General features: G+C 69.5%; 25 protein-coding genes. 9 read left to right on the top strand and 16 right to left on the bottom strand.

The annotated features are described in order from the left end of the window. Window positions 1-31 precede the first annotated feature (31 nt). Entirely contained in the window at window positions 32-493 is a 462-nt protein-coding gene (locus ABJD39_RS12940; RefSeq protein ID WP_348609405.1) for a hypothetical protein, read from the bottom strand. A gap of 107 nt (window positions 494-600) precedes the next feature. On the opposite strand from ABJD39_RS12940, the gene ABJD39_RS12945 reads away from it, so the two are divergent. After that, on the top strand, window positions 601-870 hold the full coding sequence (locus tag ABJD39_RS12945) for a BolA family protein (RefSeq protein ID WP_348609408.1): 270 nt from the start codon (window positions 601-603) through the stop codon (window positions 868-870). A 35-nt stretch (window positions 871-905) separates the two neighbouring features. Here ABJD39_RS12945 and ABJD39_RS12950 read toward each other — a convergent pair whose 3' ends face one another. Both ABJD39_RS12950 and psmA read right to left on the bottom strand, forming a co-directional pair. Beyond that, window positions 906-1,733 (bottom strand): MOSC domain-containing protein, encoded by an 828-nt coding sequence (locus ABJD39_RS12950; RefSeq protein WP_348609411.1) that lies wholly within the window; start codon window positions 1,731-1,733, stop codon window positions 906-908. Window positions 1,734-1,891: 158 nt separating this feature from the next. Further along, window positions 1,892-2,665 carry an archaeal proteasome endopeptidase complex subunit alpha gene (gene psmA, locus ABJD39_RS12955; protein WP_348609414.1) on the bottom strand — a complete coding sequence of 258 codons (774 nt, stop codon included), beginning with the start codon at window positions 2,663-2,665 and terminating at the stop codon, window positions 1,892-1,894. Between the two features lie 338 nt (window positions 2,666-3,003). Here psmA and eif1A point away from each other — a divergent pair, with 338 nt between their 5' ends. Further along, the gene (eif1A, locus tag ABJD39_RS12960) at window positions 3,004-3,288 is read left to right on the top strand and encodes a translation initiation factor eIF-1A (protein WP_348609417.1); all 285 of its coding nucleotides are present in this window, start codon (window positions 3,004-3,006) and stop codon (window positions 3,286-3,288) included. 21 nt (window positions 3,289-3,309) lie between these two features. On the opposite strand, the gene ABJD39_RS12965 is transcribed toward eif1A, so the two are convergent. The 3 genes from ABJD39_RS12965 to ABJD39_RS12975 all read right to left on the bottom strand — a co-directional run bounded on the left by ABJD39_RS12965 (window position 3,310) and on the right by ABJD39_RS12975 (window position 5,946). Further along, window positions 3,310-4,041, bottom strand: a complete 732-nt coding sequence (locus ABJD39_RS12965) for a PHP domain-containing protein (protein WP_348613645.1) — start codon at window positions 4,039-4,041, stop codon at window positions 3,310-3,312. A gap of 216 nt (window positions 4,042-4,257) precedes the next feature. Continuing rightward, the gene (locus tag ABJD39_RS12970) at window positions 4,258-5,133 is read right to left on the bottom strand and encodes an ADP-ribosylglycohydrolase family protein (protein ID WP_348609420.1); all 876 of its coding nucleotides are present in this window, start codon (window positions 5,131-5,133) and stop codon (window positions 4,258-4,260) included. Between the two features lie 57 nt (window positions 5,134-5,190). Further along, on the bottom strand, window positions 5,191-5,946 hold the full coding sequence (locus ABJD39_RS12975; protein ID WP_348609423.1) for a GTP cyclohydrolase III: 756 nt from the start codon (window positions 5,944-5,946) through the stop codon (window positions 5,191-5,193). A 108-nt stretch (window positions 5,947-6,054) separates the two neighbouring features. On the opposite strand from ABJD39_RS12975, the gene ABJD39_RS12980 reads away from it, so the two are divergent. Continuing rightward, window positions 6,055-6,903, top strand: coding sequence for an HAD-IIA family hydrolase (locus ABJD39_RS12980; protein WP_348609426.1), 849 nt, complete (start codon window positions 6,055-6,057; stop codon window positions 6,901-6,903). An 85-nt stretch (window positions 6,904-6,988) separates the two neighbouring features. Next, window positions 6,989-7,138 (top strand): hypothetical protein, encoded by a 150-nt coding sequence (locus tag ABJD39_RS12985; RefSeq protein WP_348609429.1) that lies wholly within the window; start codon window positions 6,989-6,991, stop codon window positions 7,136-7,138. A gap of 80 nt (window positions 7,139-7,218) precedes the next feature. On the opposite strand, the gene ABJD39_RS12990 is transcribed toward ABJD39_RS12985, so the two are convergent. The 5 genes from ABJD39_RS12990 to malA all read right to left on the bottom strand — a co-directional run bounded on the left by ABJD39_RS12990 (window position 7,219) and on the right by malA (window position 15,915). Further along, window positions 7,219-7,617 carry an OsmC family protein gene (locus ABJD39_RS12990; protein ID WP_348609437.1) on the bottom strand — a complete coding sequence of 133 codons (399 nt, stop codon included), beginning with the start codon at window positions 7,615-7,617 and terminating at the stop codon, window positions 7,219-7,221. Between the two features lie 123 nt (window positions 7,618-7,740). After that, complete coding sequence (locus tag ABJD39_RS12995; RefSeq protein WP_348613646.1) at window positions 7,741-8,457, bottom strand: metal-dependent hydrolase; 717 nt, start codon at window positions 8,455-8,457, stop codon at window positions 7,741-7,743. Between the two features lie 109 nt (window positions 8,458-8,566). After that, a complete protein-coding gene (locus tag ABJD39_RS13000) occupies window positions 8,567-9,037 on the bottom strand; it encodes an NUDIX hydrolase (protein ID WP_348609439.1) in 471 nt (156 codons plus the stop codon). A 166-nt stretch (window positions 9,038-9,203) separates the two neighbouring features. After that, window positions 9,204-13,763 (bottom strand): glycoside hydrolase family 15 protein, encoded by a 4,560-nt coding sequence (locus ABJD39_RS13005; RefSeq protein WP_348609442.1) that lies wholly within the window; start codon window positions 13,761-13,763, stop codon window positions 9,204-9,206. Between the two features lie 133 nt (window positions 13,764-13,896). Beyond that, complete coding sequence (gene malA / locus ABJD39_RS13010) at window positions 13,897-15,915, bottom strand: alpha-amylase MalA (RefSeq protein WP_348609445.1); 2,019 nt, start codon at window positions 15,913-15,915, stop codon at window positions 13,897-13,899. Window positions 15,916-16,061: 146 nt separating this feature from the next. Here malA and ABJD39_RS13015 point away from each other — a divergent pair, with 146 nt between their 5' ends. Continuing rightward, entirely contained in the window at window positions 16,062-16,517 is a 456-nt protein-coding gene (locus ABJD39_RS13015) for a DUF7510 family protein (protein WP_348609448.1), read from the top strand. Window positions 16,518-16,529: 12 nt separating this feature from the next. Here ABJD39_RS13015 and ABJD39_RS13020 read toward each other — a convergent pair whose 3' ends face one another. Then, window positions 16,530-17,609, bottom strand: coding sequence for a glycosyltransferase family 4 protein (locus ABJD39_RS13020; RefSeq protein WP_348609451.1), 1,080 nt, complete (start codon window positions 17,607-17,609; stop codon window positions 16,530-16,532). 198 nt (window positions 17,610-17,807) lie between these two features. Here ABJD39_RS13020 and malQ point away from each other — a divergent pair, with 198 nt between their 5' ends. The 3 genes from malQ (at window position 17,808) to ABJD39_RS13035 (ending at window position 20,878) form a co-directional block, all read left to right on the top strand. Continuing rightward, entirely contained in the window at window positions 17,808-19,316 is a 1,509-nt protein-coding gene (gene malQ / locus ABJD39_RS13025; protein WP_348609454.1) for a 4-alpha-glucanotransferase, read from the top strand. Between the two features lie 120 nt (window positions 19,317-19,436). Then, entirely contained in the window at window positions 19,437-20,039 is a 603-nt protein-coding gene (locus ABJD39_RS13030) for an archaellin/type IV pilin N-terminal domain-containing protein (protein WP_348609457.1), read from the top strand. Between the two features lie 101 nt (window positions 20,040-20,140). Continuing rightward, complete coding sequence (locus ABJD39_RS13035; protein ID WP_348609460.1) at window positions 20,141-20,878, top strand: fumarylacetoacetate hydrolase family protein; 738 nt, start codon at window positions 20,141-20,143, stop codon at window positions 20,876-20,878. 74 nt (window positions 20,879-20,952) lie between these two features. Here ABJD39_RS13035 and tpiA read toward each other — a convergent pair whose 3' ends face one another. Further along, on the bottom strand, window positions 20,953-21,594 hold the full coding sequence (gene tpiA, locus ABJD39_RS13040) for a triose-phosphate isomerase (RefSeq protein WP_348613647.1): 642 nt from the start codon (window positions 21,592-21,594) through the stop codon (window positions 20,953-20,955). A gap of 134 nt (window positions 21,595-21,728) precedes the next feature. Continuing rightward, entirely contained in the window at window positions 21,729-22,259 is a 531-nt protein-coding gene (locus ABJD39_RS13045) for a multiprotein bridging factor aMBF1 (RefSeq protein ID WP_348609463.1), read from the bottom strand. A 212-nt stretch (window positions 22,260-22,471) separates the two neighbouring features. Between ABJD39_RS13045 and ABJD39_RS15055 the strand changes: the two genes are divergently transcribed. Next, the gene (locus tag ABJD39_RS15055) at window positions 22,472-22,555 is read left to right on the top strand and encodes a DUF7503 family protein (RefSeq protein ID WP_431357884.1); all 84 of its coding nucleotides are present in this window, start codon (window positions 22,472-22,474) and stop codon (window positions 22,553-22,555) included. Here the strand turns inward: ABJD39_RS15055 and ABJD39_RS13050 are convergent. Both ABJD39_RS13050 and ABJD39_RS13055 read right to left on the bottom strand, forming a co-directional pair. Next, on the bottom strand, window positions 22,539-24,884 hold the full coding sequence (locus ABJD39_RS13050; protein ID WP_348609466.1) for a hypothetical protein: 2,346 nt from the start codon (window positions 24,882-24,884) through the stop codon (window positions 22,539-22,541). The genes ABJD39_RS15055 and ABJD39_RS13050 overlap by 17 nt on opposite strands. Window positions 24,885-24,888: 4 nt before the next feature. Continuing rightward, window positions 24,889-25,731 (bottom strand): DUF7504 family protein, encoded by an 843-nt coding sequence (locus ABJD39_RS13055; RefSeq protein ID WP_348609469.1) that lies wholly within the window; start codon window positions 25,729-25,731, stop codon window positions 24,889-24,891. Window positions 25,732-25,819: the final 88 nt, after the last annotated feature.

Raw genomic sequence — 25,819 nt, forward strand, 5'->3', positions numbered from 1 at the left:
GAGCCCGTCCCGCACTCGGCGTCCACCCGCCCTACCGCACCTCGACCGCCAGCGCCTCCCGAGCGCCCGCGTCGACCCGGCGGTATGCGGGGGCGTCGCCGCCGCGATCCACCTCGAACACGCGGACGGAGATCACGAGTCGCCCCCGGTCGGGAAGCGTCGCCCGGACCACCGGCCCGGTCGCGGTCACGACCAGGTACGGCGGCGCGGCGACCGGCGAGGCCGGCAGGTCCACGCCGAGCGCGTTCGCGCCCGTCACGAGCATCGCGGGGAGATGGTCGAGCACGTCCGCGGCCGCGAGCGCCGCGCGCAGCGCCGGCACCACCGCGTCGCGATCGCCCGTCCGTGGGACGCCGCCGTAGTCGTGATCGTCCCACCGGTCGGCGACCGCGTCGGCGACCGCGTCGACGGCGTCGATCAGCGGGCCGTGCTCGGAGAGCAACCGCTCGCGAACCGCGTCCGCGGGGTCAGCGTCTCCTCCAGCCTCGGTCACGACCGCCCGTTTCCCGCCTCGGGTCGTAAGCCCGTCGGGACCGCTCGTCCGCCAATGTCGCCGCCCGCACCGACCGCTTTTTCCCCGACGACCGCCCACCCTCGCCCATGAGCATGAGCACGGACGAGGTCGAGGCGGCCATCGAGGCCGGCATTCCGGACAGCGAGGCGACCGTCACGACGCCCCGAGTGCCCGACGAGGAGCACGAGGATGCCCACTTCGCCGCGGTCGTCGTCTCGCCCGCCTTCGAGGGGAAGTCGCTCGTCCAGCAGCACGAGCTGGTGTACGACGCCGTCGGCGACGCGATGACCCGGGAGGTGCACGCCCTGGAGATCAAGACGTACACGCCCGAGGAGTACGAGAAACACGGCGAATAGGTCTCGGCTACGGTTCCATCGATCGGCGGCCGACGTTACTCCGGTTCGGTACCGAGGCTCCGCACGTCGTCGCCGACGCGGAGCGTCCCGCCCACGCTTCCCCCGGGAACGACCGTGTTCACCATCAGCCGGAACGCGTGGTCGAAGCGCCCGCCGCCGCTCCAGCCGGGCATCGTCTCCTCACGCTTGCGGATGAACCGCGTCCGGAAGCCGTCGAACTCCGCGCCCGTGTCGGGGTCGCGCGAGGGGACGACGCAGCGCTGGCAGGGGTTCACCCCGAGCAGTTCGGCGTCGCCGACGCGGAAGCGAACCCGCTTGCCGGGCTCGGCGACGAGCCGGTCCTCGACGAACGCCTCCTCGCTCGCGAGTTCGACGTTCGCGCGGAGGCGCCGGCGCATCGAGTCGACCGTCACGCCGTCGAACCACGAGGCGACCTCGCGGAGCGTCCCCCGCGACACCACCGTCGGCCCCGTCAGCTCCGTATCGTCCGGGTAGCCGCCCGTTCGCTCCCCGATCAACGCCACCTCGTAGCCGAGGAACTCCCCGACCCATGACGCGACGCCCTCGCGCTCGTCAGGATCGTCAAGGTGGAACGTCGCGGGCGCGGGGGCGTCGGCGTCGTGCGGGGCCGCAAGGGAGACGGTCCGCGCGTCCAGGGCGAACTCCGCGGACACGCGGTGGATGCGCCGTTCGTTCTTTCCGTTCACGTAGTCGCCGTCGGCGTCGACCAGGGCGAACTCCCGGTCCCGCGAGAATCCGCCTCCCGACGCCAACGCCGCGGCGTCCACGTCGACTCCGTCGAGTGACTTGATCGGGAACACCCGGATCCGATCGAGCGTCGTCGCGAGCGTGTCCTCGGTCATTGGTTGGCCCACGACGCCGTCGCCGTTGAATCGATCGGTCGGCGATGCCGCCTCCGCTGTCGCCCCCGTCGGCGCGATCGCCGTCGCTGTCGCCGGAGCACGGGTCGAGAAAACGGGGACCGATCGGACCGCGTCGCAGTCGGCCGGCCGGGGTCGCGTTACTCCTCGTCCGTGTCGTCGGCGTCGGCGGCAGCGTCGTCGGCGGCGTCTTCCTCGGCGTCGAGGTCCAGACCCTCAACGAGGTCCGTGATCTCGTCGGCCGTGAAGGCGGTGTAGCCGTCCGCCGAGACCGTCGCGAGCGAGACGTCGTCCGCGGTGAGTTCGTCGTTGATCCCGAACAGGGCACGCAGCGCGAGGCCGATCCCGTCGTCGAGCGTGAGGTCCTCGCTCCACTCGTCCTCCAGCAGCTCCTGGATCTCCTGGCGGGAGCCGCCGATGGCGGTCGCCTTCCACTCGTGGGGCGTCCCCGAGGGGTCGGCGCCGAACAGGCGCGGGCGGCCGTCCTCGAAGCCGCCGATGAGGAGAGCGGCGCCGTACGGGCGTGTGCCGCCGCGCTGGGTGTTCTCCTGGATGTGGTCGGTGATGTACTTCGTCAGCGTCTCGACGCCGACCGGTTCGCGGTAGCGCAGACGGTTGCCCTGCGCCATCCGCCGGGCGTGGTCAATGAGCTGCCGGGCGTCGGCCACGTGGCCGGCGCTGGCGGTGCCGACGTGGTCGTCGAGCTTGTGGAGCTTCTCGATGGACTCCGACTCCATCAGGCTGGAGGACGCCTGTGCCTGCGCCGCGAGCACGACGCCCTCGCTCGTCCTGACGCCGACGGAGGGTGCGCCGCGCGAGACGGCCTCGCGGGCGTACTCGACCTGGTAGATGCGGCCGTCCGGGGAGAACAGCGACGTCCCACGGTCGTACGCCTGCTGGTCGTTTCCCCTCATCGGTCATCACCGACGTGAATCGTCGTCGCGAGTGCGGTCATCGCTCCAAGGTATGAGTCCACGCCGGAAAAAGCCTCCCTAAACGGAGTTTTAGCGGGCGGAGGGAAACCGCGGGACGTGGCCGTCGAATCGACAGCTCGGGACCGCCGGTCGGGCTCCCACCGACTCGACCACCCATCGACTCGCCGGACCAACCCACACGACGGAGATGAACTCGGCCGGTGGCGGACGCAGACGCGATCGGTGGCGGGGATACGCGATCGCTGGCGGAGATGCCCCTCGCATGGGGCGTCTGTCGAATACACGTACTTATCCCACTCGGTCACCTACCCGTCGCCATGAGCGACGACACCCAGAACCGCAAGCCCCTCAGGATGCCCGACGACAACCAGGTGTTCGCCACCGTCACCGACATGCTCGGCGGCCGACGCGTCACGCTCCGCTGTGCCGACGGAAAGGAGCGAATGGGCCGGATCCCCGGCCGGATGCGCTTCCGAACGTGGGTCAAGGAGGGCGACATCATCATCGCGGAGCCGTGGGACTGGCAAGACGAGAAGGCCGAGGTCGTCTGGCGCTACGAGTCCGACGACGCCCAGCAGCTCCGCGAGGAAGGCCACATCTAAGAAACGGCGGCGTCCGGTTTTTCAGGCCGCGTCCGGCCCGTCGATCACCCGTACCGGCTCCAACCCGCGCTCGGCTAGCTCCGCCTCGATTCGCTCCACTCGGGGAGCGATCACGTCCGGCCGATGGCTGTCGGTGCCGACCGCGACGGCGACGCCGTGGTCGGCCAGCGCATCGAGAAAGTCCGACGAGGGGTGGAACTCGCCGTACTCGTCGAGCACGCGCCCGGCGTTCAACTCGGGGACGGTTCGCGACTCCGCGAACGCCGCGGCCGCACGCTCGTAGTGCTCTCGGGTCGCGAGCCCGCGTAAGGCTGGATTGCGCTCCACGAGGTCCGGGTGCGCCGCGATCGCGAACAGCTCCGACTCCGCGAGCGCCACCAGCTTCTCGAAGTACTCGTCGACGAGCGCGCGTCGCTCCCGCTCGGACTTGTCCGAGAAGTAGTCCCGAACGTGGACGTTTACGTTCTCTAGGTCGTGAGCGCTCCCGATCGCGTAGTCGAACTCCGCCTCGTCGAGGAACGACGCGATCGCCGCCTCGTCCCGGGGCTCGTAATCCAGCTCCACGGCGTCGAACAGTCGTACGTCGACGCGGTCGCGAAGCCGCTCGATCGCGTCGCGGCGGCGCTCGTAGGTGAGATCGAGGTTGAACCCCATCTCGCGGCGGTAGCGGTCCTCGGCCGACTCCTCCGAGACGACGCAGTGGTCGGCGATACCGATCCCGGACAGCCCCGCCTCCGCGGCTGCCGTCGCCATGAACTCGATGAAGTACCCGTCCGAGTACGTCGAGTGGACGTGGTAGTCGTGGTACACGACAGGCCCGAGGACGGCCCCCCTCACGAATCTTCGGGAACCGTGCCACGGAGTCACACCACTGAGGGGGCGGTGTCACACCACGGCCCAGCGGCGTCGAGAGCGCTCGGGGATCGCCCCGCCTCACACTCGCCGTCGACGCTCCGGATCGTCCACCCGTTAGGCGTCCGTGGCGGCGCCGATGTCGAACCGGTCCGCGACATCGGTCGTCACGAGCGCGTCGGCGAGCGTGGCGAGATCCGTCGCTGTGTCGAGTTCGTTCAGCCAGCGCGCGGGGATCGCGTCCGCGCCGAAGCGCGCCCCCGCGACCGCGCCGGCGACCGCACCGACCGTGCTCGCGTTCCCGCCGCGGCTCACCGCCGAGACGATCGCCTCCTCCGCGTCGTCAGCGGCGACCGCCTCGTGGAGCGCGGTCTCGAACGCGGCCGCTCGGTCGCCGTGGGGATCGATGGTGACGGCGCCGCGGTCGCCGACGACTGCCAGCGTCTCGCGCAGGGCGACCGGCGCGCCGCGCGCCACGGCGACGGTCATTGCGGTCGACACCGCGTCCTCGATCGACTCGCCGTCGACGAGTTCACCGACGATCACCGCGAGCGCGGCGGACGTTTCCGCGGCGCCGGTCCCGACGGCCGTCCCGGCCGCGGTGGCGTCCTCGGCGACCGCCGCCGCCCGGTCGACCGCGTCCCCCGAGAGGAAACCATACGGGACGGGGGCGAGGAGCGAGGCGGTGTCCGTCATCGGCTCGGAGTCCGATGGGAAAGTCGACGAGGCGTCCTCGGCTCGGTCGAGCAGCCGGCGGGCCGACGCGACGGCTGCGGCCGTGGGACCGGTGGTCGTCCCGGCCCGGCGGCCGTCGGCGCCGAGCATCTCTGTCACGCGGCCGTGGCGGTCGCGAACGGCGGCCGCGGTGTCGCCGGCAACGGGGCGACCGAGGGCGTCGCCGCAGGCCAATCCGAGCAGGCTCCCGCGAGCGCGATAGCGGCGAGCGACCGACGGGTCCGTCGCTGCCGCCGATTCGGAGTCGGGATCAGTCATGGGCGGTGGGTCGGGTCGCCGGCGACACAACCGTGTCGGTGCCGGGCGAACGGATCCTCAGGCGAACTCGACGAGCGTCCCCTCGTACCGGCAGTCCTCGAGGGCGTGTTTCGCCGCGAAGCCGGCCTCGTGGGGCGTCGCGCCCGAGCCGACGCCGACCTTGAGCTGGACGTCGGCGTCCGCGGCGACGTGGTCGATGGCGCCCATGTAGTCGTCGTGTGAGAGGTCCGGGCACGCCGCGATGACGTTGTCGCCGCCGACGAAGAAGGAGAGCGCGCCGTGTTCCTCGCGCATGTACTTCATCAGCGAGGCGTACCCCTGCTCGATGTTGATGAACGAGTCGAACTCGTTGAGCCGGTCGGTGTACTTGCCGGTCGCGTCGTTCACGTCGAAGTGTGCGATGTGCACGTCCTCGTCGGTCGGGTCCCCGTCGTGGAACTCGCCGGCGAGCGCCTCGCTGCGGTCCGACGACTGTGCGGAGCCGGCCGCCTGCACGCGCTCGGTTGCCGTCTCCAGGGCGTCGATCGGCACCTCGTCGACGCCGACGCCGAGGCTCACGGTGACGGGATACCGGTTCCCCACGGACTCCTGCAGGAGCTCGTGGTCCCGGCGGTCGAGGCCGTTCGTCACCGCGACCATGTTGTCGAAGCGGGTGAAGAAGACGTAGCCGCCCCGGTTGCCGATGTACTGTGCGATGTCCGCGAACAGACGCGACTGGAGCGTCTGGAGGTCCATCTCCCGACGCGGCTCCGGCGTCACTGTCCACGGGCCGTAGTTGTCGATCTGCACCAACGTCAGCTGCGCGGCGGTCACTGTACCCGATCCCGGGGCTGGCGACACATACGCGTTACCGTTCACGGATCCGTGACGGTCGCCGTCGACGGGCGATGCGTTCAACAGCGTGCCGCGCCAACGGCGGCTGTGATACGCGGCGTCGTGCTCGATGTAGACGGAACGATCGTGCGCGGACGTGAACCGATTCCGGGAGCGCCGGAGGCCGTCGAGCACCTGCGCGATGTGGGCCTCGATGTCTGCTTCTGCTCGAACAACCCGACGAAGGGACCGGCGGCGTACGTCGACCGGCTGGGCGCCGCCGGGATCGACGCACACGTCGAGGAGGTGGTGACCGCCGCCGACAGCACGGTCGCGTACCTCCGCGAGCACCACACCGATGACGCGTTGTACGTCCTCGGGGAGGCGGAACTCGTCGATCAGTTGTCGGCGGCGGGGCTGTCGATCGCGGACGACCACGGCGAGGCGACCGCCGGCGTCGTCTCGATCGACCGCTCGTTCGACTACGACGAACTCGTCCGGGCGCTGACGGTCCTCGGGGACGGAACGCCGTACGTCGGCACCGACCCGGACCGGGTGATCCCCGGGCCGGACGCGCTGGTCCCCGGGTCGGGCGCGGTGCTCAACGCGGTTCGAGGGGTGCTCGATCACGACCCCGACGCCGTGCTCGGGAAGCCGTCGGCGACCGCCCGCGGGTTAGTGCTCGACGTACTCGAGCACGCGCCCGAGGAGTGCCTCGTCGTCGGCGACCGGCTCGATACGGACATCGCCCTCGGCGCCGACGCCGGGATGACGACCGCGCTCGTCCTCACGGGCGTCACCGATCGCGACGACGTGGCCGACTCACCGTACGACCCCGATTACGTCCTCGACGACCTCGGTGACCTCCACGAAGTGATCGACGCGGACCCGGATTCGGACGCGTGCTCCGGTGTGAACGCTGACGCGGACGCGGCAGCCGGGGATGTGAAGCGCTGAGCCCGCGACGGCGCCGGTGACTGTGGGTATCGTGTGTGGTACCGTCTGACGAAGATTTATATCCGAGAGCGTGGTAATTGTTGACATGGAAGAGCGCGACTCACCGTACGTCTTCCGTGACGAGCCGGACGACCCCATCGGGGTCGTGAGCGACCGCACCGACGAGGAGGTCGTGATCATCGACGGCCGCGCGATGACGTACCGATCCTACCGCGGCGACGACACCCGTCGCTGAGTTCGCGGGCGACGCGGAGCCGTCGCTCACGGGCGGTCGCTTTCCGAAAAACGGAACGCTCGCGAGCGGCGGCGACGGCCTCAGAAGGCGTCTGCGCGGGCCCTGATGTCGGCGTGGAGCCCCTCGCGCAGCGCCGAGTGGACGTGACAGATACCCTCGGCGCGCTCGACGATGTCGGCGAGCGTCTCGTCGTCGAGGTCGGCCTCGACGTGGATGTCGAAGCGGATCGCCGTGAGGTCGTCGTCGTCGTCGAGGTCGGCCTCGGCGTCGATCTGGACCTGCCCGAGGTCCTCGTGCCCGCGCTGCTTTGCGCCGACGCGGAAGGCGGGCAGGTAGCAGGAGGCGTAGTCGGCAACCAGGACCGAGTTGGGGTCGGGGCCGTCCTCGCCGAGCGCGTCGATGGTGAGCGAGAAGTCGCCGAGCTGACTCGTACTGGTGAAGCCCTCTTCGCTGACGGTGGAGGTTTCGATGTCTGACATGCGTCCCAGACCACGGGCCGTTCGCGCGTAAACCTTGTTACTGCGGTGTGTGACTCACGAACACGCGGGACATTCGCCCGGCGGATCGGGGAGTCGAGTCCGGCGGACCGGAGAGCCGGCCGACTACTCGCCGATCGTGAACGTCTCGTCGCCGTCGAGAACGACCGCCTCGGCGTCGCTGCCGGTCGCGCGCACCTCGCGGACGAAGTCGTCCGTCTCGATCTCGATCGGCGGGAACGTGTCGTAGTGCATCGGGAACGCGTAGTCGACGTCGAGCCAGTCGACCGCGATGGCCGCCTGCGCTGGCCCCATCGTGAAGTGGTCGCCCGCCGGCACCGCGGCCGCGTCGGGTTCGAGGAACGGCGCGGTCACGTCGCGCATCTCCGTCATGAGCGCGGTGTCTCCGGCGTGGTAGAACGTCGTGCTGTCGGGGTCGGCCTCCTGCGTGGGCTTCGTCTCCGAGATGACGTAGCCCCCGGGCGTGCCGCCGGAGGCGCCGTAGCCGGTGTCGAGGCCGTTCGTGTGGTCCGCGCGGACCATCGTCACGAACGCGTCGCCCAGCTCGACGGTCCCGCCGAGGTTCATCCCCGTCGTGTCCTCGACGCCGTACTCGTCGGTGACGTAGCCCGTGACCTCGGGCGTGCCGACGACGCGGGCGCCGCGGAAGCGGTCCACGTCCGCGATGTGGTCGGCGTGGCCATGTGTGATCAGCACGTGGTCCGGGTCCAGTTCCTCGGGGTCGGTGTCGGTGTGGGGGTTGTCGAAGAACGGGTCGATCAGGAAGGTGGTGTCCTCGATCTCGACTGTCCAGGTGGAGTGACCGTGCCAGGTGAGGTCCATGGCTGTCATGCAGCCGTGTGTTCGGTCGAATTACACATAAATCCGTTCGCCGGCGAGGAACGTTCCGGCGGTGGCGGTCCGCTGAAACCGGCCCACCAGCCGGCCCAACTCAGTCGGCGGCCTCGGCGACCTCGACGGCGCTCGGAACCTCCGAGAGCCGGTGGACGTAGTCGTCCAGCGCCAGCGCGAACTGCCGGTCGCGCGCCTCGGTGATGTCCACCCACGAGAACTCGAACTCGCTGCCGTGTTCGTCGCCGCCGTCGCGGACGACGTGGGTCCAGCGGTCGCGGGGTTCGTGGACGCTCGCGTGGTAGAAGTGCCGCACGTACGCCTTCGGCGGCGAGTCGCGCCGGTTCCACACGTCGGTCGCCAGCTTGTCGACGCTCGCCAGCGTCGCCAGCCCGCTCTCCTCGCGAACCTCCCGAAACAGCGCCCTCCGCGGTCGCTCGCCGGACTCGATCGTTCCCTTCGGGATCTGCAGACCGTCGTGTCCCGGTCCTTCGAACACCAGTAGCTGCGAGCCGCCGCGGGTGATGTACGCGCACGCCTTCCCGACGTACGTCGTCTCCGGCTCGGTCATATGAGTTCGTTGACGCGTTCGATGGTAAAGGTACCCCTGATGTTGTATATACACCTACTAGATATTTCGCCGGTATGTGGACGGATGATCCTCGATTCCGAGGCCGGGCGAGCGCGGGCGACGCGAGGCTCGCTCAGCGCGAGGAGTAAACCGGATCCGGCGACAGTCAGACCGTGAACCTGGTGACGGTGGTCGCAGCCGTCTCCAGATCGTCGTCGCTGGCGGCGGCGACCGTGATATCGTTCTCGCCGTAGCCGATGTCGAGGGTCGCCTCGAACTCGCCCTCGGTGGGGTCGACGATCGCCGAATCGACGGGCGTCGTCACGGCGACGCGCGCGCCGGTGGTCTCGCCGGAGACCACGACGGTGTTGCCCTGAAAGTTCGTGTCGACGCGCAGCGCGGGCTTCTCGTCGCTGTCGTGGAGCCGCCGGTCGAGGAACCGCTCGCGGACGAACGCCGGCGTCTCGGCGGGCTCGCCGGCGTCGATGCCGTGGGCGAGGCGGACGAACTGCGCCATCGACCACGCCAGCGGCGTCGCGCTCCCGGTTCCCTCCCCGTAGCCCCAGTCGTACTCGGTTCGGTAGTCGCGGTCCCACACCTGCTCTGCGATCATCCGTCCGGAGTTGGCGAACCGCTCCATCGTCCGCAGCAGGGCTGTCGGCTCCAGTTCGGGCTCGCGGTCGGTCTCGGCCGGATCCGCCCGAAGCTCGTACTCGCCGCGCTCGCCGGTCAGGAGGGGCCACAGGCGGCCCTTCCCGTGGTTCTCGACCGACCACGGCGCGCCCACGTCGCCCTCGTCGCGCTCGCCGTAGCCGTCGCCGTTGTAGCGGTAGAAGGCGACCCCGACGGGGAGGTCGACCCGGATCGTGTCGTCGACCTCGCGCACGGAGTTGCGTACCGTCTCGTCGTCCCACGGCTTGATCCCGAGGCGCACGAGTTCGAGGAAGCCGGCGTCGATGACGTCCCGCTCGTCGAGGCGCGGGCCGTCGTTGGCGAGCGTCCGCAGGTGGCCGGCCTCCGGGTCGCCGTCGCGGGTGACCCGGACGTAGTACGGCGTGTGCGCGTGGCGGGCGGTACCCGAGTCGGTGGCCGTCCACGTCTCCACCTCGCCGGTCCAGCGGTCGGCCAGCGCGAGCCACACGAGCGCGTCGGCGTCGTCGCCGACCTCCAGCGCGAGCTTCCCGGCGCACGCCAGCCCGGCGATCTCGGCGGCGATCGACGACGGCGAGTAGCCCGCCTCCTCCTCCCAGCGCTCCTGTCCGCTGGCGGGGCCGTTGCGGGCGACGTAGTCGGCCGAGCGCCGGACGTGTTCGTAGTCGTACAGCGTGTCCGCGAAGTCGACGCCCGCCCCCCACAGCTGGTAGGCCATCACCGCCGGGAACGAGATGTTGTCCATCTGCTCGCCGCCCCAGCGAGTGATGCCGTTGAGGTAGGTGTTCTGCGGGATGAAGCCGTCCTCGTCCTGCTGGTACTCGTAGATGTACTCCAACTGGTCGACGGCGGTCCCGATATCGTCGGTGAGCAGCGAGGCGGTGAACACCTGATACAGGTCCCGCGCCCACACGAAGTTGTAGCCGTACCCCTTCTGCTCGTCGGCGTGGACCTCCTCGCCCCACGGCACCGACGGCGAGGCGACCGAGGCACCGTGGTACGTCTTGTCCTCGACGGCCCGCAGCGTCATCAGCGCCGTGCGGTACTGGTTCGCGAGGTCGTCGTCGCCGGCGACGGCCTCGGGCAGCGGCCGGTCCGCGAGGAACGCTCGCCACGACTCGCGGTACGCCGCCGCGACCTCCTCGTAGCCGGTCGCGAGCGAGCCGACCGCCTCGCCGAGCGCCGCCGAGGCGTCGGCCTGCCGTGCGAACCCGAGCGACAGCGTCTCGCTGGTGTGCCTGCCGGCGCCGAGGCGACCCACGAGGACGACGTTGTCGTCGTCGATCGACGAGCGCGTTCGCGGCACCTCGCCGGTCGCGAACAGCGCCGCCAGTTCGTCGCTGCCGGCGGCACAGACGGTCGCCCAGTCGAAGCGGTCGGCCGTCGCCATCGCGACGGCGACGGAGTAGCCGGCGCCGTCCTCGTCGACGAGCCGCGCGTCCTCCCGTTCGCCGGTGTAGGCGCCGGGGTCGCGGGCGACGAGGTGGTGACTCCCGGGCTGGCCGAGGCGCAACCCGCGGTCGCGCGTGCCCGTGTTCGTGAGCGCCGTGTCCGCGGCCGCGAACACGTGGTACTCGCTCCCGTCGGCGGCGCGGAAGTCGACGTCCGCGACCAGGGCGTCGTGGGACGGGTCGACCGCGTACTCGACGCGAAGCTCCCACTCGTGGCCGCGCCCGTCGCCCGTCTCGGTGATCACGTGCTCGTACGCCAGCGCGTCGTCGGCCGCCGGTCTGACGTGCCGCTCGACGGTGTCCTCGTCGCTACGCTGCCCTTCGACGTGTGTTCGGACCGTGTAGTCGTCGTCGGCCGCCGAGACGATGAAATCCAGCGTCCGCAGGTTCATCAGGTCCACGCGGGGGAACCGCACCTCCGTGAGCGCCCCCTCAGTCAGGGTGAACCAGACACGCGAGGCGTCCGGTTCCCCGTGGTCGGCGACCGTGCCGACGCCGAATTTCTCGCCGGTCGTCCACCTCGGTCGGTCGGTGGGCGCCGACGGCGCCGCGGCTGCACTGGGCAGGGCGTCGCGCTCGGCGAGCGTGGCGGTCACGCCCAGCCGGAAGCAGTGGGCGTAGCCGAGCGGCGTCGCGCTGTCGGGCGTGCCGTCGTCGTACCACTGCTCCGGGAGGTACCCCATCCGCGTCGTCAACGGGCCGCCGTCCTCGAGCAGCCCGTACAGCTCCGCCGCCCGGTCGAGCAGCCGCGCGCCTGCCTCCTCGTGGCCGCGGTCGCTCACCAGCCCCCCGAGCGTCGCGGCGGCGCTGGCGCCCATCGCGGTCGAGAGCGTCCACACCTTCTCGCCGTCCTGTCCCTCGGTCCGCCACTCGTCGCCCTCGTAGCGGACCAGACCCTCGACGGCCGACTCGCTCGGATCGCGGTACAGTCCCTCCAACGACGTCCGGACGTGGTCGGTCATGCGGTCGACGGCCTCGTCTTCGACGTGGATCCCATCGACGGCGTCGACGGCCGCGAGCGCGTCGACAAGCGACAACGTCGACGCGTCCAGGCGGTCGTCGTGTTCGCCGCCCACGAGTCGGACCGCGTACGTGCCGCGCTCGTCGTCCCACAGCGCATCGAGCGCGTCGAACGTCTCCTCGGCGGCCGCCCGCCCGCGCTCGGCAAGCTCGTCACTCACCGGCGCGCGCGCGACGGCGGCGTACGCCTCGACGAACGTCGCGGCGGTGTGGGCGAACCGTCCCGACATGTCCTCCCAGAGGTTCTGACAGCGCAGCGGGAGGCCGTCCTCGTCGCGGCTCTCGTCGAGCGAGTCGACGCCGGCGGCGACGCTCTCGCGGATCTGTCGCTCGTCGTCGGGCGATAGCGCGTCGCGGTGCTCACGCAGGAGCGTCGCGAGGAACGCGACGGTGATCGCGGTCTGATCGGCCTGATACTCGTCTGAGCCGACGCGCCCCTCGACGTGCGCGTTGGCCCACCCGGGCGCGAGCGACCCGTCGACCGCCCACACGCGGTGGGGCCAGGAGCCGTCGGGCTGTTGGGTCTCACAGTAGAACCGGGCGCTTCGAACGAGCGCCTCGGGGTCCAACTCCAGCCCGAGCGGCTCGTTCGCCTCCAGCAGATGCTGGGAGATCCGCGCGTCGTCGCGGAACCAGGTGTAGCCGTAGCCGCCGGAGTTGCGGTAGAACGGGTCGAACTCCGGGCCGGCGATCCGAGCGCCGCTGGGCGCCTCAAGCAGCGACAGCGCCCGCATGTCGGCGCGGACCGTTCCCCGTCGTGGCCCGTCGTCCGCGACCGCGACGGCGGCGCGCTCGAGCGCGACGGTGCGGAGTTCGTCGGCGTCGGCGTGGTCGGTCGCGCATTCGCGCAGGTCCGTGAGGGCTCGCTCGCGCTCGGTGTCGCCGTCGGTCAGCGCGGTCACCAGCGTCGTCCGGAGCCCGCGACCCGCGCGCTCTAAGGGTGCGGTGACGACCACGTCGCCGCTGAGGTGCGTGTCCTCGTAGCGGTTGAGCGCGCCCTCCCGCGGGAGCGCGATGGGCTCGGGGTCGAGCAGCTCCTCGAATCGCTCGGGGATCTGGGCTCGGACGTCCTCGAGGCCCGTGGAGGCGGTGACGAAGTCGTGTTCCTCCCGGTGGAACACTTCCACCGCGTCGCCGTCGGCCGGGCCGTCGCCCTCGTGGATGAGCCTGCCGACGCGCGTCTCCTGTCCCTCCGGTGCGAGCGTGAGGAAGGCGACGAGGTGCGCCTCGGACGGGATCGACCCGCGCAGTTCGACGTGGGTGACGTGCTCGCGCCCGATCGTGAGGTCGTACTGATGGACGGTGAACGCGCCGGCGTCGTACTCCGTCTCGACGAGGGTCGTCTCGCGATAGTAGTGCTGGCGGACCGTCTCCAGTTCGTCGAACCAGTACGTTCGCTCGCCGGTCTCGATGCCGAACCGGGAGCGGTCGATGCCCGAGAGGCCGGACAGCGCCGACGAGAAGTCGCGTATCCCACCCGTGGGGGCGACGTGAACCAGTCGCTCGCCGCGTCCGGACAGCGCGCCGTGGACGGTGCTTGCGGTGCCGGCGGAGCCGTGCTCCCGGTCGCGTTTGTAGTCGTTGAGTGCCGTTCGCAGCCGCATTCACCCGAGAAACAACTCGCGTGGGTAAAGTCTCAGCGGTACGTGAGCAGTACGCATTCCATCGACCGCGGTCGCGACCCGTTCGGGACCGGTTCAGATACCCCGACGGGTCGGCGAACGCGCCGGGTCGCCGTTACTCGTGGATCGGGACGACGACCACATCGTCCACGGTCACTGCCCCGTCGTCCGTTCCGACCGCCGCACCCGTCACGAGGTCGTCGCCCCCGACGGCGGCGTCGACGGTAACCTCCGCGACGCCGCCGCCGAAGTTGAGCGCGACGACGACCGCCTCGCCGTCGGCGGCCTCGCGGCGGTAGGCGACGACATCGTCGTCCGTCCCCGCGCGAACGTCGTAGTCGACCCGCGACAGGTCGGCCCGGTGTTGGAGCGCCGGGTGCTCGTCGCGGAGGGCGAGCAGGCGGCGGTAGTGCTCGGTGAGGTCATCGCGGGCGTTCTCGTAGTCCAGGCGATCGCGCTTTCCGAGCTGGCCGGTCTCCTGGCCGGCGTACACCATCGGCGCGCCCGGCAGCGTCGCCAGCGCGCCCGCCGACGCGAACGCCGCGTCCTCGCCGTAGGAGGCGAGATAGCGGGGTTCGTCGTGATTCTCGTGATACAGCATGAACGAGGCGTGGTCCGGGAAGCCCACGCGCCGGCGCTCGTCGACGGCGTCGAGGATCTCCTCGGCGGGCTTGTTGCCGTCGCCGACCTCGCGCAGGCAGAAGGCCGTCGTCGAGTCGAAGTGCATGTCGAACAGCCCGGCCTGGAAGTCCGGGATGTACGGGATCGTCTCGTCGAGGAGGAAGAACTCCGAGTCGTGCGCCTTCATGCGGTCGTGCACCTCCCGCCAGAAGCCGTCCGGCACCGCCCACGCCATGTCACAGCGGAAGCCGTCGACCAGCGGCGCCCACTCGTCGACCACGTCGAGGAGATGTCGGCGCACCGCGAGCGTGGAGAAGTCGAAGTTGGCGATCAGCTCCCAGTCGAAGTACGTCCCGGGCTCGCCGTTCTCCTGCCACTCGTACCACGAGCGGTAGGGGCTGTCGGGGTCGCCGTACGCGTCCTGAAAGAACGGATGCTCACGCGCGGAGTGGTTGCACACGAGATCGAACAGGACGCGGATGTCGCGGTCGTGGGCCGCCTCGACCAGCGCCCGATACTCCTCGCGGCCGCCCAGGTCCGACGCGATCGCGAAGAAGTCGGTGATGTTGTAGCCGTGTGGCGCTCCGTCGTGTTGGAGAACGGGCGTGAGCCACAGCGTGTCGATCCCCAGCTCGTCGAGCTCGTCGAGCCGCTCGCGGATCGCCGCGAACTGCGACCGCTCGGCGTCCGCGTCCGCGAACGTGCGCACGTACACCTCGTAGATGGTCGAGTCGAGCGCCCACGACGGCGGGTCGTACGGTCGATCGACGATCACCGTCCCGCGTTCACTGTCGATGTCGCTTCCGCGTTCCCCGTCGCTGTCTCTGTTCTCGTTGCGGTCGCCGTCCTCGTCATCGATGGGCGGCGATCGCCGCACGTCGACGGCGTCGGGGACGCCGTACGCGTCGTCAGTGAGGGGAACGGCGTACACCCGGGCACGATCCCCGAGCACGGATCGCTCGATCGTGAGCGTTCGTCCCTCGACGGTCACGTCCGACTCGTCGACGTCGTCGCGGTCGTCGAGCAGGAACTCGACGCGTCTCGTGGACGCCGGCGCGAGCTTCGCGTGGATCCGGACTTCCTCGTCGTCGACGACTGTCTCCAACTGGACGCGGGGACGCTCCGGTTCCTCCCCGTCGTCGACGGCTCCCGCGTGCGTCGCGGACCCGACGGCGCCGCCGGAGTCGGACTGTTCGCTCCGCTGTTCTGCTCGCTCATCGTCGCCGGCATCGCCGCTGGCGGATCGGCCGCCGTCCGCGCTCGGGGCGGTCCCCTCGGCGAACGCCCGCACGGTCAGGTCGTGGGTCGTCCGACCGTCGGTGAGCCGAAGCAGGTATCGGCCGGGAACGTCGGGCTCGAACCACTGGACGGGTTCGTCGCCGAGTTCTGCCGTCGAGCCGGACGGCGCGGTTGCGACGCTCCACTCGTAGTCGACGCTCGGGTCGGGATCGCGCGGCGCGAGTTCCACGGCCTCGCCCGCCGCGCACACGCGCGGTTGCCCCGGGTGCTCCATGGCAGGCCGCTCGAACGGTAGCGGTTTCGCTCTTTCGCCGTCCGATTCGTGCACCGGCCGATGTGTGTCGACGACTCCCCGAGGTGACGGGTCGCGTCCGGTCGCTCTCGGGGAATCGCTAAGTGCCCGCCGTCCGATCTGCCGGTATGGACGGGAACGCCGGGGACGCCGGAGCCAACGAGCGCGGGGGTGACGACGGGGACGAACGCCCGGTCTCGGTCGACGTGGAGATCGCCGACGGTCGGACCGTCATCGTCGTCGCGGGCGATAGGGACGCCGCAGTCGTGGTTCGGTCGGCCTCGGGCGAGCGGATCTATCTCCCGCCCGAGGACTTCGATCGCCCGCCCGAGTCGGCGGGAGACGGGCGGCAAGACTCGGATGGGACGGGCACCCGACCGTCCGACAGCCCGTATCAGTCGGCGACCGCGGACAGCCCCTACCAGTCGGTTGCCTCGGACAGCCCCTACCAGTCACCCGGGGAGTCGGACAGCCCGTACCAGCGCGGCGGCCCCGCGTCCGACCGGGCCGGACTGGAGCCCACCGCCGACGGCTTCCGGATCGTCCACCCCGAACCGGTCACCGAGTTCCGGCTACTCAGGTGAACGCGCGAGGAGTCACTGTTCCTCCTCCGATTTTGTTCCTTCCTCCGTCAGGATCCGCTCGTAGAAGGCGACGTGCTCGTCGGCGACCTGGTCCCAAGTTCGCTCCTCGTACTCGATCGGCGTATCGAGCGAGAGCGCACGCTCGATGCCGGCGGCGATCGCGTCGGAGTTCGGCTCGACCTCGATGAGGCAGTCGTCGGGGAGCACCTCGGCGGCGCCGCTGGGGCCGGCGACGACGCGCGTGCCGACCGACAGCGCCTCGACGATGGTGATCCCGAACGGCTCCGCGAGCGACGGCGAGACGAACAGATCCGCGCTCGCGTAGTAGTCGCCCAGCTCCTCCTCGGGAACGTAGCCGACGAACTCGACGTGGTCTTCGAGCCCGAGCAGTTCGACGAAGCGCTTCAGCTGGTCGGTGAGGTGACCGGAGCCCCCGATGACGAGCGTCACGTCGTCGCGCCGGAGCTTCGGCAGCGCGTACAGGAGGTACGCCAGCCCCTTTTGATCCGTGTGCCTGCCGACGAAGAACAGCATGGTCCCGTCGATCTCCAGCTCGGCCTTCAGATCGCGTCCGGTCGGCTGGACTCTCGAGAAGCCGTTGTAGATGACTTCCGCGTCTCCCCCGTACTCGTGGGCGATCTTGCGGGCGGTGAACTCGCTCACCGCCAGGAGGTGATCCGAGCGGTTCACCACGCGCCCCTCGGTGCGCTTCTCGCGCTCGGGCGGGTCGGCGTTGCGGTCCGACGACAGCGAATGGAACGTCGTCACCCACTCGACGTCGTGGGTCGCCTGTGCGCGCGAGCCGGGGTTGTAGCCGAACCAGTCGTTCGTGTGGACGATGTCTGCCTCGGCCGCGCGCTCCACGAACGCGCCCGAGAGGCGGCCGATCCGGGTGATGATGTCGCCGTCGCCGGTGGGAACGCCGTAGATCCCGTCGCGTCCCTCCGGGGCGTACTCCGCCGGCAACACCAGCTCCACCTCGACGCCCTCGCGAGCGTCGAGGCGATCGAACAGCTCGCCGACCGCCGTGTCCAGTCCCCCGGTCACGTTCGGCGGGAACCCCCACCCGAGCATCAGGACGGTGTACGGCATCGAGTCGGATATTGCGGGTGCGGTACTTAGTCACTTGGCGTCGATGTGGAGGATCGATCCGGTAGAACAACCTCGATGGCTCGCCCGACGAGTCGATGCCCCCTCGACGCCCGACCCGTGACCTGCTACTCGACCGACGACCCGATGTCGGACCAACGACCCGATACTTGATACCGCCCGCCCCTCATGGCACACTCGATGCGGTTCGACAGACGAAGCGGCGTCCTGCTCCACCCCACCGCGCTGCCCGGCCCCCACGGGATCGGGGATCTCGGCGCGGGCGCGCGCTCGTTCCTCGACTTCCTCGACCGTGCGGACCAGTCGATCTGGCAGGTGTGCCCCCTGGGACCGACCGTCGGAATCCACGGCCACTCCCCCTACCAGACGTTCTCCGGGTTCGCCGGGAACCCGCTGTTGATCGACCTCGTCGACCTCGTCGACCGGGGATATCTGACCGACGAGGAGGTGGATCCGGACGCCGGCGACGGAGACGTGAGCGAGTTCTCGCTCCACGAGGTGCGCTACGACGCCGTCGAGTCGTTCACGCTCGCTCGCCTGCGCGCGGCCTTCGAACGCTTCGGCCAGGTCGCGAGCGACGACGAGCGAGCGGCGCTCGCCGAGTTCCGCGAGCGCGAGGCCGACTGGCTCGCCGACTACACGCTGTTTCGCGCGCTCAAAGCCGAGTTCGACGGGACGCTGTGGACGGAATGGCCCGAGCCGGTTCGGACGCGCGATCCCGAGGCGCTCGCCGACTATCGCGACGACCTCGCCGACGAGATCGAGTTCCGGGCGTTCTGTCAGTGGACGTTCGACCGACAGTGGCGCGACCTGCGCGCGGACGCCGCCGACCGCGGGATCGAGATCCTCGGCGACCTCCCGATCTACGTCGCGCTCGACTCCGCCGACGTGTGGGCCGCCCCGGAGGCGTTCGACCTGACGGACGACGGCCGACCGGCCGCCGTCGCGGGCGTCCCGCCGAACATGGGCGACTCCGGACAGCGCTGGGGCAACCCGGTGTACGACTGGGATCGCCTCGCCGAGACGGGCTACGAGTGGTGGCTCGATCGGCTCCGCAGACTGTTCGAGATGGTTGACTACGCCCGCCTCGACCACTTCAAGGGATTCGATGAGTTCTGGGCGATCCCCGCCGACAGCGACGACCCCGCCGACGGCGAGTGGCGCGAGGGGCCGGGGGACGCGTTCTTCGAGGCCGTGCGCGAGGAGTTCGACCGGCTCCCGTTCGTCGCCGAGGATCTCGGATTCCTCGACGCCGAGAGCGCCGGGCTGCGCGAGGCGTTCGACATCCCGGGAATGCGCGTGCCACAGTACGCCGACTGGTGCCAACAGGGGCACATGTACCAGCCGATGCACTACCCGGAGGACTGCGTCGCCTACACCTCGACTCACGACACCGACACCGTCGTCGGCTACTACGAGTCGCTCGGCGACCGGCAGCGCGACTGTCTCCACTACAACCTCGGCACCGACGGCGTCGAGATCGAGTGGGACCTCGTCGAGGCGGTGTGGAACTCCGAGGCGACGCTCGCCGTGACGACGGTGCAGGACCTGCTCGGCCTGGACAGTCACGCCCGGTTCAACACCCCGGGGACGACCGACGGAAACTGGCGGTGGCGCGTCACCGAAGCCGGACTCGACGGCGCCGTCGCGGATCGGCTCGCGCGGATCACGGACGCCACCGTTCGGTGAGCCCGCTCCGTTCCTCGTCCGCCGATATTCAGCGTTGATTCTCGGCGGCTGAGATATATGTAGGGGAGCGGCATCGAGTGGAATATCCGCCGTGCGAGAGCGCGCGGGAGTACACCACAGATGTTCGAATTCATCACGGACGAGGAAGAGCGCGGGCAGGTGGGTATCGGGACACTCATCGTGTTCATCGCGATGGTGCTGGTGGCGGCGATCGCCGCCGGCGTCCTCATCAACACCGCCGGATTCCTCCAGAGTAAGTCGCAAGAGACCGGTCAACAGAGCAGTAAGCAAGTCAGTAATCGGCTTCAGGAGGTCGTCACCGTCGGAACGGTCAATGACAGCCAGGACACTATCGAAGCGGTCAACGTGACGGTGACGCAGGCGCCCGGCGCCGGCGAGATCGACCTCGCGAACGCGACGATCAACTGGATCGGCCCACAGGGGACCGAGACGCTGACCCACACCGATTCCAGCGGGACGGACTGGCAGTTCAACACCTACGCCGTCAAGAATACGGACGACTCGACTACGGTCCTCAACGACGCCGACGACCGCTTCAACATCGAGTTCAACCTCAACTCCACCGACGAACCGAACTCGCCCGCGAACCTCGGTGAGGGCGACGAGGTCACGATCAAGATCAACACGATGGCCGGCGCGACGACGAGCATCCGCTTCACGGTGCCCGAGTCGCTTGGGCAGAAGGAAGCAGTCGAACTGTAGGCGCGGCACTCACCTCGGTTCTCTCGTTTTCGTTCCTCGCGGCGTCGCCGCGAGACCGCTAACTCACAACGACTAAGCCTCGGCCAGCCGAGTCGCCGGCAATGCGCTACGCACGGATCCGCGACCCGGCAGGCACCGTTCGCCGCGGCACGTACGACGACGGCACCGTGACCGCGGGCGGCGAGACGTACGACACCGATTCCGACGACGTCGACCTGCTCGCGCCCTGCGAGCCGTCGAAGATCGTCTGCGTCGGTCGCAACTACGCGGACCACGCCGAGGAACTCGGCAACGAGGTCCCCGACCGCCCGCTGCTGTTCCTCAAGCCGCCGAACGCCGTCGCCGACCCCGGATCGACGGTCACGCTGCCGGCCGGAAAGGAGCGCGTCGACCACGAGGCGGAGATCGCGTTCGTGATCGGCGAGCAGGCGCGCAACGTCGCCGCCGCGGACGCGATGAACTACGTCGCGGGCTTCACCTGCCTCGACGACGTGTCGAACCGCGACGACCAGAACGAGGAGCAGAACTGGGTGCGCGGCAAGGCGTTCGACGGCGCCGCGCCGATCGGCCCCTGCATCGCCGATCCCGAACACGTCCCCGACGACGCCGCGGTCGAACTCCGCGTGAACGGCGAGACGAAGCAGTCGTCCTCGCGGGACTACTTCATGTTCTCCATCCCCGAACTCGTCGAGGAGATCACGACGTACATGACGCTGGAGCCGGGCGACGTGGTCGCGACCGGAACGCCCGCGGGCGTCGGCCCGCTCTCGGACGGCGACCGCGTCGAGGTAGAAGTCGAGGGCGTCGGCGTCCTCGAACACGACGTGCGGCAGGGCTGAACTCCCGACCCGCCGTCCGCAGTATCGACGGAGACGCTCCGGCGACCGATAGGCCGCTTTCCTCCGCGATCGATCTACAGGCCCGAGACCAGGTCTCGAAGCACCGCCTCGGGGTCGTCAGCCTTCGCGACACCCGAGGCGAGGAGCACGCCGGTCGCGCCCAACTCGCCCGCGGCGGCAACGTCCTCGCCCGTGGAGACGCCGGCGCCACAGAACAGGTCGACGTCGGCGTCGACGGCCTCCACGGCGGCGACCGAGTCCTCGACGATCGACGGGTCAGCAGTCGCAACCGATACGTCGCCGCCGATAAGTTCGGGTGGCTCGACGGCGACCGCGTCGGGACCGAGCGCCGCGGCCGCGGCCGACTGCGCGGGATTGTTGGCGCACACGACCGTTTCGAGGTCGGCGCGGTCGGCTGCCGCGAGCGAGGCGTCGATGTCGGCCAGCTTCAGCCGATTTTCGGAGTGGTTGATCAGCGTCCCCGTCGCGCCCGCGTCGGCGACCGCCTCCGCGAGCGTCGAGCCGGTGTGGCTGCCGTGCTCGACGGCCGAGACGTGTTGGGCCCACGTCTCGACGCCGGTGTCGGCCACAACCGAAAGGTGCGCCGCCTGCGGCGCGACGGCGACGCGCGCGCCGGTGTCGTCGGCGACGGTCGCGCACGCCTCGGCGATCTCGACGGGGTCACACGGGTACGCCTTCAGATTGACGAGGATCAGGGTGTCGGAGTCGCTCACGAGAACACTGTCGTGGGGACGCGTGAAAAGTCGCTTCGGTCGCGACAGCGGTTGCGGACTGCGAGGGAGACCCCCGCTATCGGCTGTGTCGGCGTCGGTGTCCGTGTCGGCGTCGACTACTCGTCGTTGCGCTTGACCACGTCGCCGAGGGTCATGCTCCCCGACGAGGAGCTCTCCCAGTCGGCGTCGTCGACGGACTCGCCCTCGATCAGCGAGATGCCGAGCTTCTTCTCGAGCTTCTGCTGAACGCCGTCGGAGGGGAGGATGTCCCCGCGCTCGAGCTTTCGGATGACGGACGCCTTCTCGTTGATGTCGCTCGCGAGGTCCTCCTGGCTCAGCCCGGCCGACTCCCGGGCCTTCCGGATCAGGTCGTCGTAGTCGCCCGTGACCGTCTCCATGTCGTCGAACATGTCGCGCTGGCGCCGCGAGGACGACGAAGACGAGGACGAGGAGCCCGCGCTCCCGGAGCTCGACGAGGACGACGAAGACGAAGAGGTGGAGTACTTCGTGGAAGTCGAGGAGGAGCTCTCCGTGCGGACCTCGGTGCCGAAGTCCGAGCAGTCCGAGCACAGCTCCAGCTCCGCGCCCTCGACTTTCGTGGTGGTGAGCGACGCCTTCTCCGCGCCGCACATCTCACACTGGGGCATACCTCGACCTAGCGCGGTGTGCGGTATAAAACGTGTGCCACCTTCGCCCCGTGCGGTGGCCATATAAGTATTCGAAATATCAATAATTAGTTCGGTCGCGTTGATATCAGAATATTTCCGATATCTTGATTTTGAAACGAACCATCGCTGCAAATACAATGTCCGAAAGTGACGCAACGATGTCGCACTGGTTCGCTGACCACCCGCGGATGATGGGCGCGCTGTTCACGCTCGTGCTGCTGTTGTCGAGCGCGGGAAGTGCGGCGGCAAACGGTGTCACTACGGCTGGCCCGTAGATCTGATGATCGATTCGAGGTCGGTCTCGTCTGTCCAGTAGAGGGAGTTGTCGATTCTAATCGGAGTTCGGCCGAAGTCGAGTTCTGAATCGATCGTATCCACGGCGAGAGAGACCTCTGCTGTCTCGACACCGGTAATATAGTTCATGTGAGTGGGATCAAATTGGGCAGCAGACATCGATCCATGTGAGAAATGGATGCTGGGATAGAATCTACTCACGAGCGATATCTTCCCATCTTCCAACTCCCGAACATCAGTTATCATCGGCGCCCCCGTCACACACTGACACAACTGCACCATCGGGTCCCCCGCGATGCTGTACGCGCTCTCGGCGAACGGTCCCGTCCCGACCACGTCGAGCGCGGCGTACAGGGGGAAGCCGGCGTCGAACAGCCGCGCCAAGTCGCGACCGACCCGCGTCGCCAGCGAGTTCGGCAGGTCAGTCAGCGACACCACGCCGCCGAGCGCGCCCGCCTCGACCAATCCCATCCCCTGCTGGTAGGACGTACAGGCGTTGAGGAGGAACGCGTCGACGCCCGTCGTCTCGAGCGACCGGAGGTCGAGGAAGCCGTCCGCACACTTCATCCCGCGCTCGTCGATGTGTCCGACGTAGTGGAAGAAGTCGTGCTCCTCGGCGAGCAGGTCTCGGAGCTCGGTGACCGTCAGGTCGCGTTCCTCGCGGATGTCGAAGGTGACGTGATCGCGGAAGCCGTACGTGTCGCCCAACTCGTCGACCATGGCCTCGTCGTTGCAGACGACGGTGATGCCGATGGTGAGGTCCTCCGCCGGCGTGCGGTTGAGGCGCCGACGATACGTCTCCACGGTCGGCTTGGCCGCCCGCATCGGGAACCCCGGCCCGATCCACGCTTGTGCGATGCTATCGGCCGGCTGCGGAGTCACGATCGATTCGGAGTCGTCGATGGCGTTCTGGGTCGGGCCGCGGGTCGCCGTCGGAGTACGCCTCGCAGGGGACCCGGCGCCGGCGCTCCGCGTCAGCGTCGCGCCGCGGACCGCCTCCCGCGACGTGCGAACGAAGTCGTCCAGTTCGGTCACGCCGCCATCGCTCGTCGCCGCGGTCTGCGGCGGCGGTGAGCGCACCACCGACAGATCGGCCGCGAGGAACGGCAGCGCCGAGTCGTTCTCTGCGGCGGGCACCATGTCCGTCGTGTGGGGCCACTCGAGGCAGTCGAGCGTCGCCTCGGTCGGCACGTCGAGGTAGGCCGCAGTCCGCTCGGCGAGGTCCGCCTCGTACCACTCGGTCCACGGCGGATCGAGACGATCCGTGAGCACCTCGTGGACGTGGAGCTTCACGTCGTACAGGCCCGCCGAACAGGCTCGTGTCGCGCAATCGAGGGTGAAACAGTGTCGCAGGAGATCGCCCAGCGCGGCGGCCAGCGCGTCCGGATCCCGCGGCAGGTCGTGTCGGTACTCGCCCGCGCGGAGATACGGCTCGGCGCTCTCCTCGATCGTCGCCGCGAGGTAGAACGCGAGCGGCGTCGCCGAGAACAGCGCGTCGTACTCGAACGGCAGCCCGAGGGTGACACCCGTGTCGGCGCGCTCGACGAACCGCGGCGTCTCGAACGTCTCGCCGCGCTCGATCAACGGCGGGTGTCCGCGCAGCGTCGGGAACGACCGCTCCGGGGAGGTGGTCGCCAGCGCCGATCCGAACGTCGAGATCGCCCGCGCGAGTCCCGCCGGGGACTCGGGTACCGTCACGGTCCCCGCCGGCGACGTGCGCCGCGACCGCGCGCCGAGCAGGATCTCGCCCGTGTCGTCGCGACGACCGTGGGCGTCGCTTTCGTCGCCGGCGACCCCGGCGCCGACGCCGACGGCGGAGCTGGAGTCGCTCCCCGTGGTCTCCAGTGAGACCCGTGGATAGCGGTCCTCATAGGAGACGCGTGCGGGCCCATCGACGGCGACGTACGTCTTCACGGGAGCCGTCGACAGCTCCAGAACGTGCGGTCCGGGAGGGATCCGCGCGGGGGCTTCCGCCGTCGCGGTGGCGACGAGGGTGTTCTCCGCGTCCCGGACGTACACGTCGGCCGTACAAAGCGGCGTTATCGACGTGGCCTCGACGGCCCAACAGCCGTCGACCGGCGCGTGAAACCGGTCGGCCGTCGCGAGTCGCGTCGACGTGGGGTGGGATCCGACATCGATACCCTCCGTGGCGACCGGAAGGCGAACCTCCTCGATCGCGTCGACGAGTTCGAACCGTCCCGGGCCGTGACCCCGTGCCGGGACGAGTCGAACCGCGGCCGCGTCGGCATCGGTATCGACGTCGACCTCGGCATCCGCGCCCGTCGACGATAGAGAGTCTCGTGTCGTCATACGGTCACCGGAGCGTGTTCCATTCGGTCGTTCCCCAGCCGATGATGTGCCACCGTTCCTCGGGAGCGGACGCCGTCTCACGGGCCCGAAGCTCGACGATCACGTCGAGGTCGTCGCCGAGTAGATCGACGAACTCGCCGACGACGGGGTCCGAACGTGGATCCCCGCCGGCGGGCCGAGGAAGGTGAAAGTGCGCCATCCCGCCGCGGTCGCGTGTCGTCCGCGATACCTCGCTCAACAGCGAACTCGTCGCCTCGCTGCCCAGCGTCGCACAGAGCATGTCGACACGGAACACACCTACGCGAAGGCCCAGCCGGGTCGGCCGGTCCGCGTCGACCTCGTCGATGGCGGTCAACAGGGACGTCCGAATGGCCGCCGCATCGCCGTCCGCTGTCCTGCCATCGTCACCGCCGTCGGCTCCGTCGAGGTCGAGTCGGTCCGGTCCGGCGTCGGGACCGGCGGCCGCGGTCGGCGTGTCGGTCCCGTCGGACCCCGGGCCGACCGCCGACGAACCGCTCCCGTCCGATCCCGACGCGGCGGCCGGGTCCCGGACCGCGCTGTCGAGGCGAACGACCGCGGCGTCGTCGTCATCGGCGTCGACGCCGTCCGGAAACCACGCGTTCGGCGCCTCGGTGCCGCCGGTCGTGAGCGCGAGCACCCGCTGTCGGCGCCGGTGCGGCGCGCCGAAGTACCGCGACGACGCGACACGGTAGGCATCGTCAGAAACGTCGCCCGTGACGAGCACACAACACCCGTCGTCGAGGTCAGCCAGCGCCGCAGAGAGCGTCGAATCCGACCCGCGGCCGATCGGTCCGTCGGCGTCCGGGCCGTCCGCCGTTTCGGTCATACCATCGTCATTCCACCCAGGGGACAAATAGTATTCGTCCACGCACACGTGTCGCCCCGTCGAATCGCGTGACTCGACTATCGTCGCC

It is taken from the genome of Halobaculum rarum (assembly GCF_040025155.1).
In the GTDB taxonomy this organism is placed as follows: Archaea; Halobacteriota; Halobacteria; order Halobacteriales; family Haloferacaceae; genus Halobaculum; species Halobaculum rarum.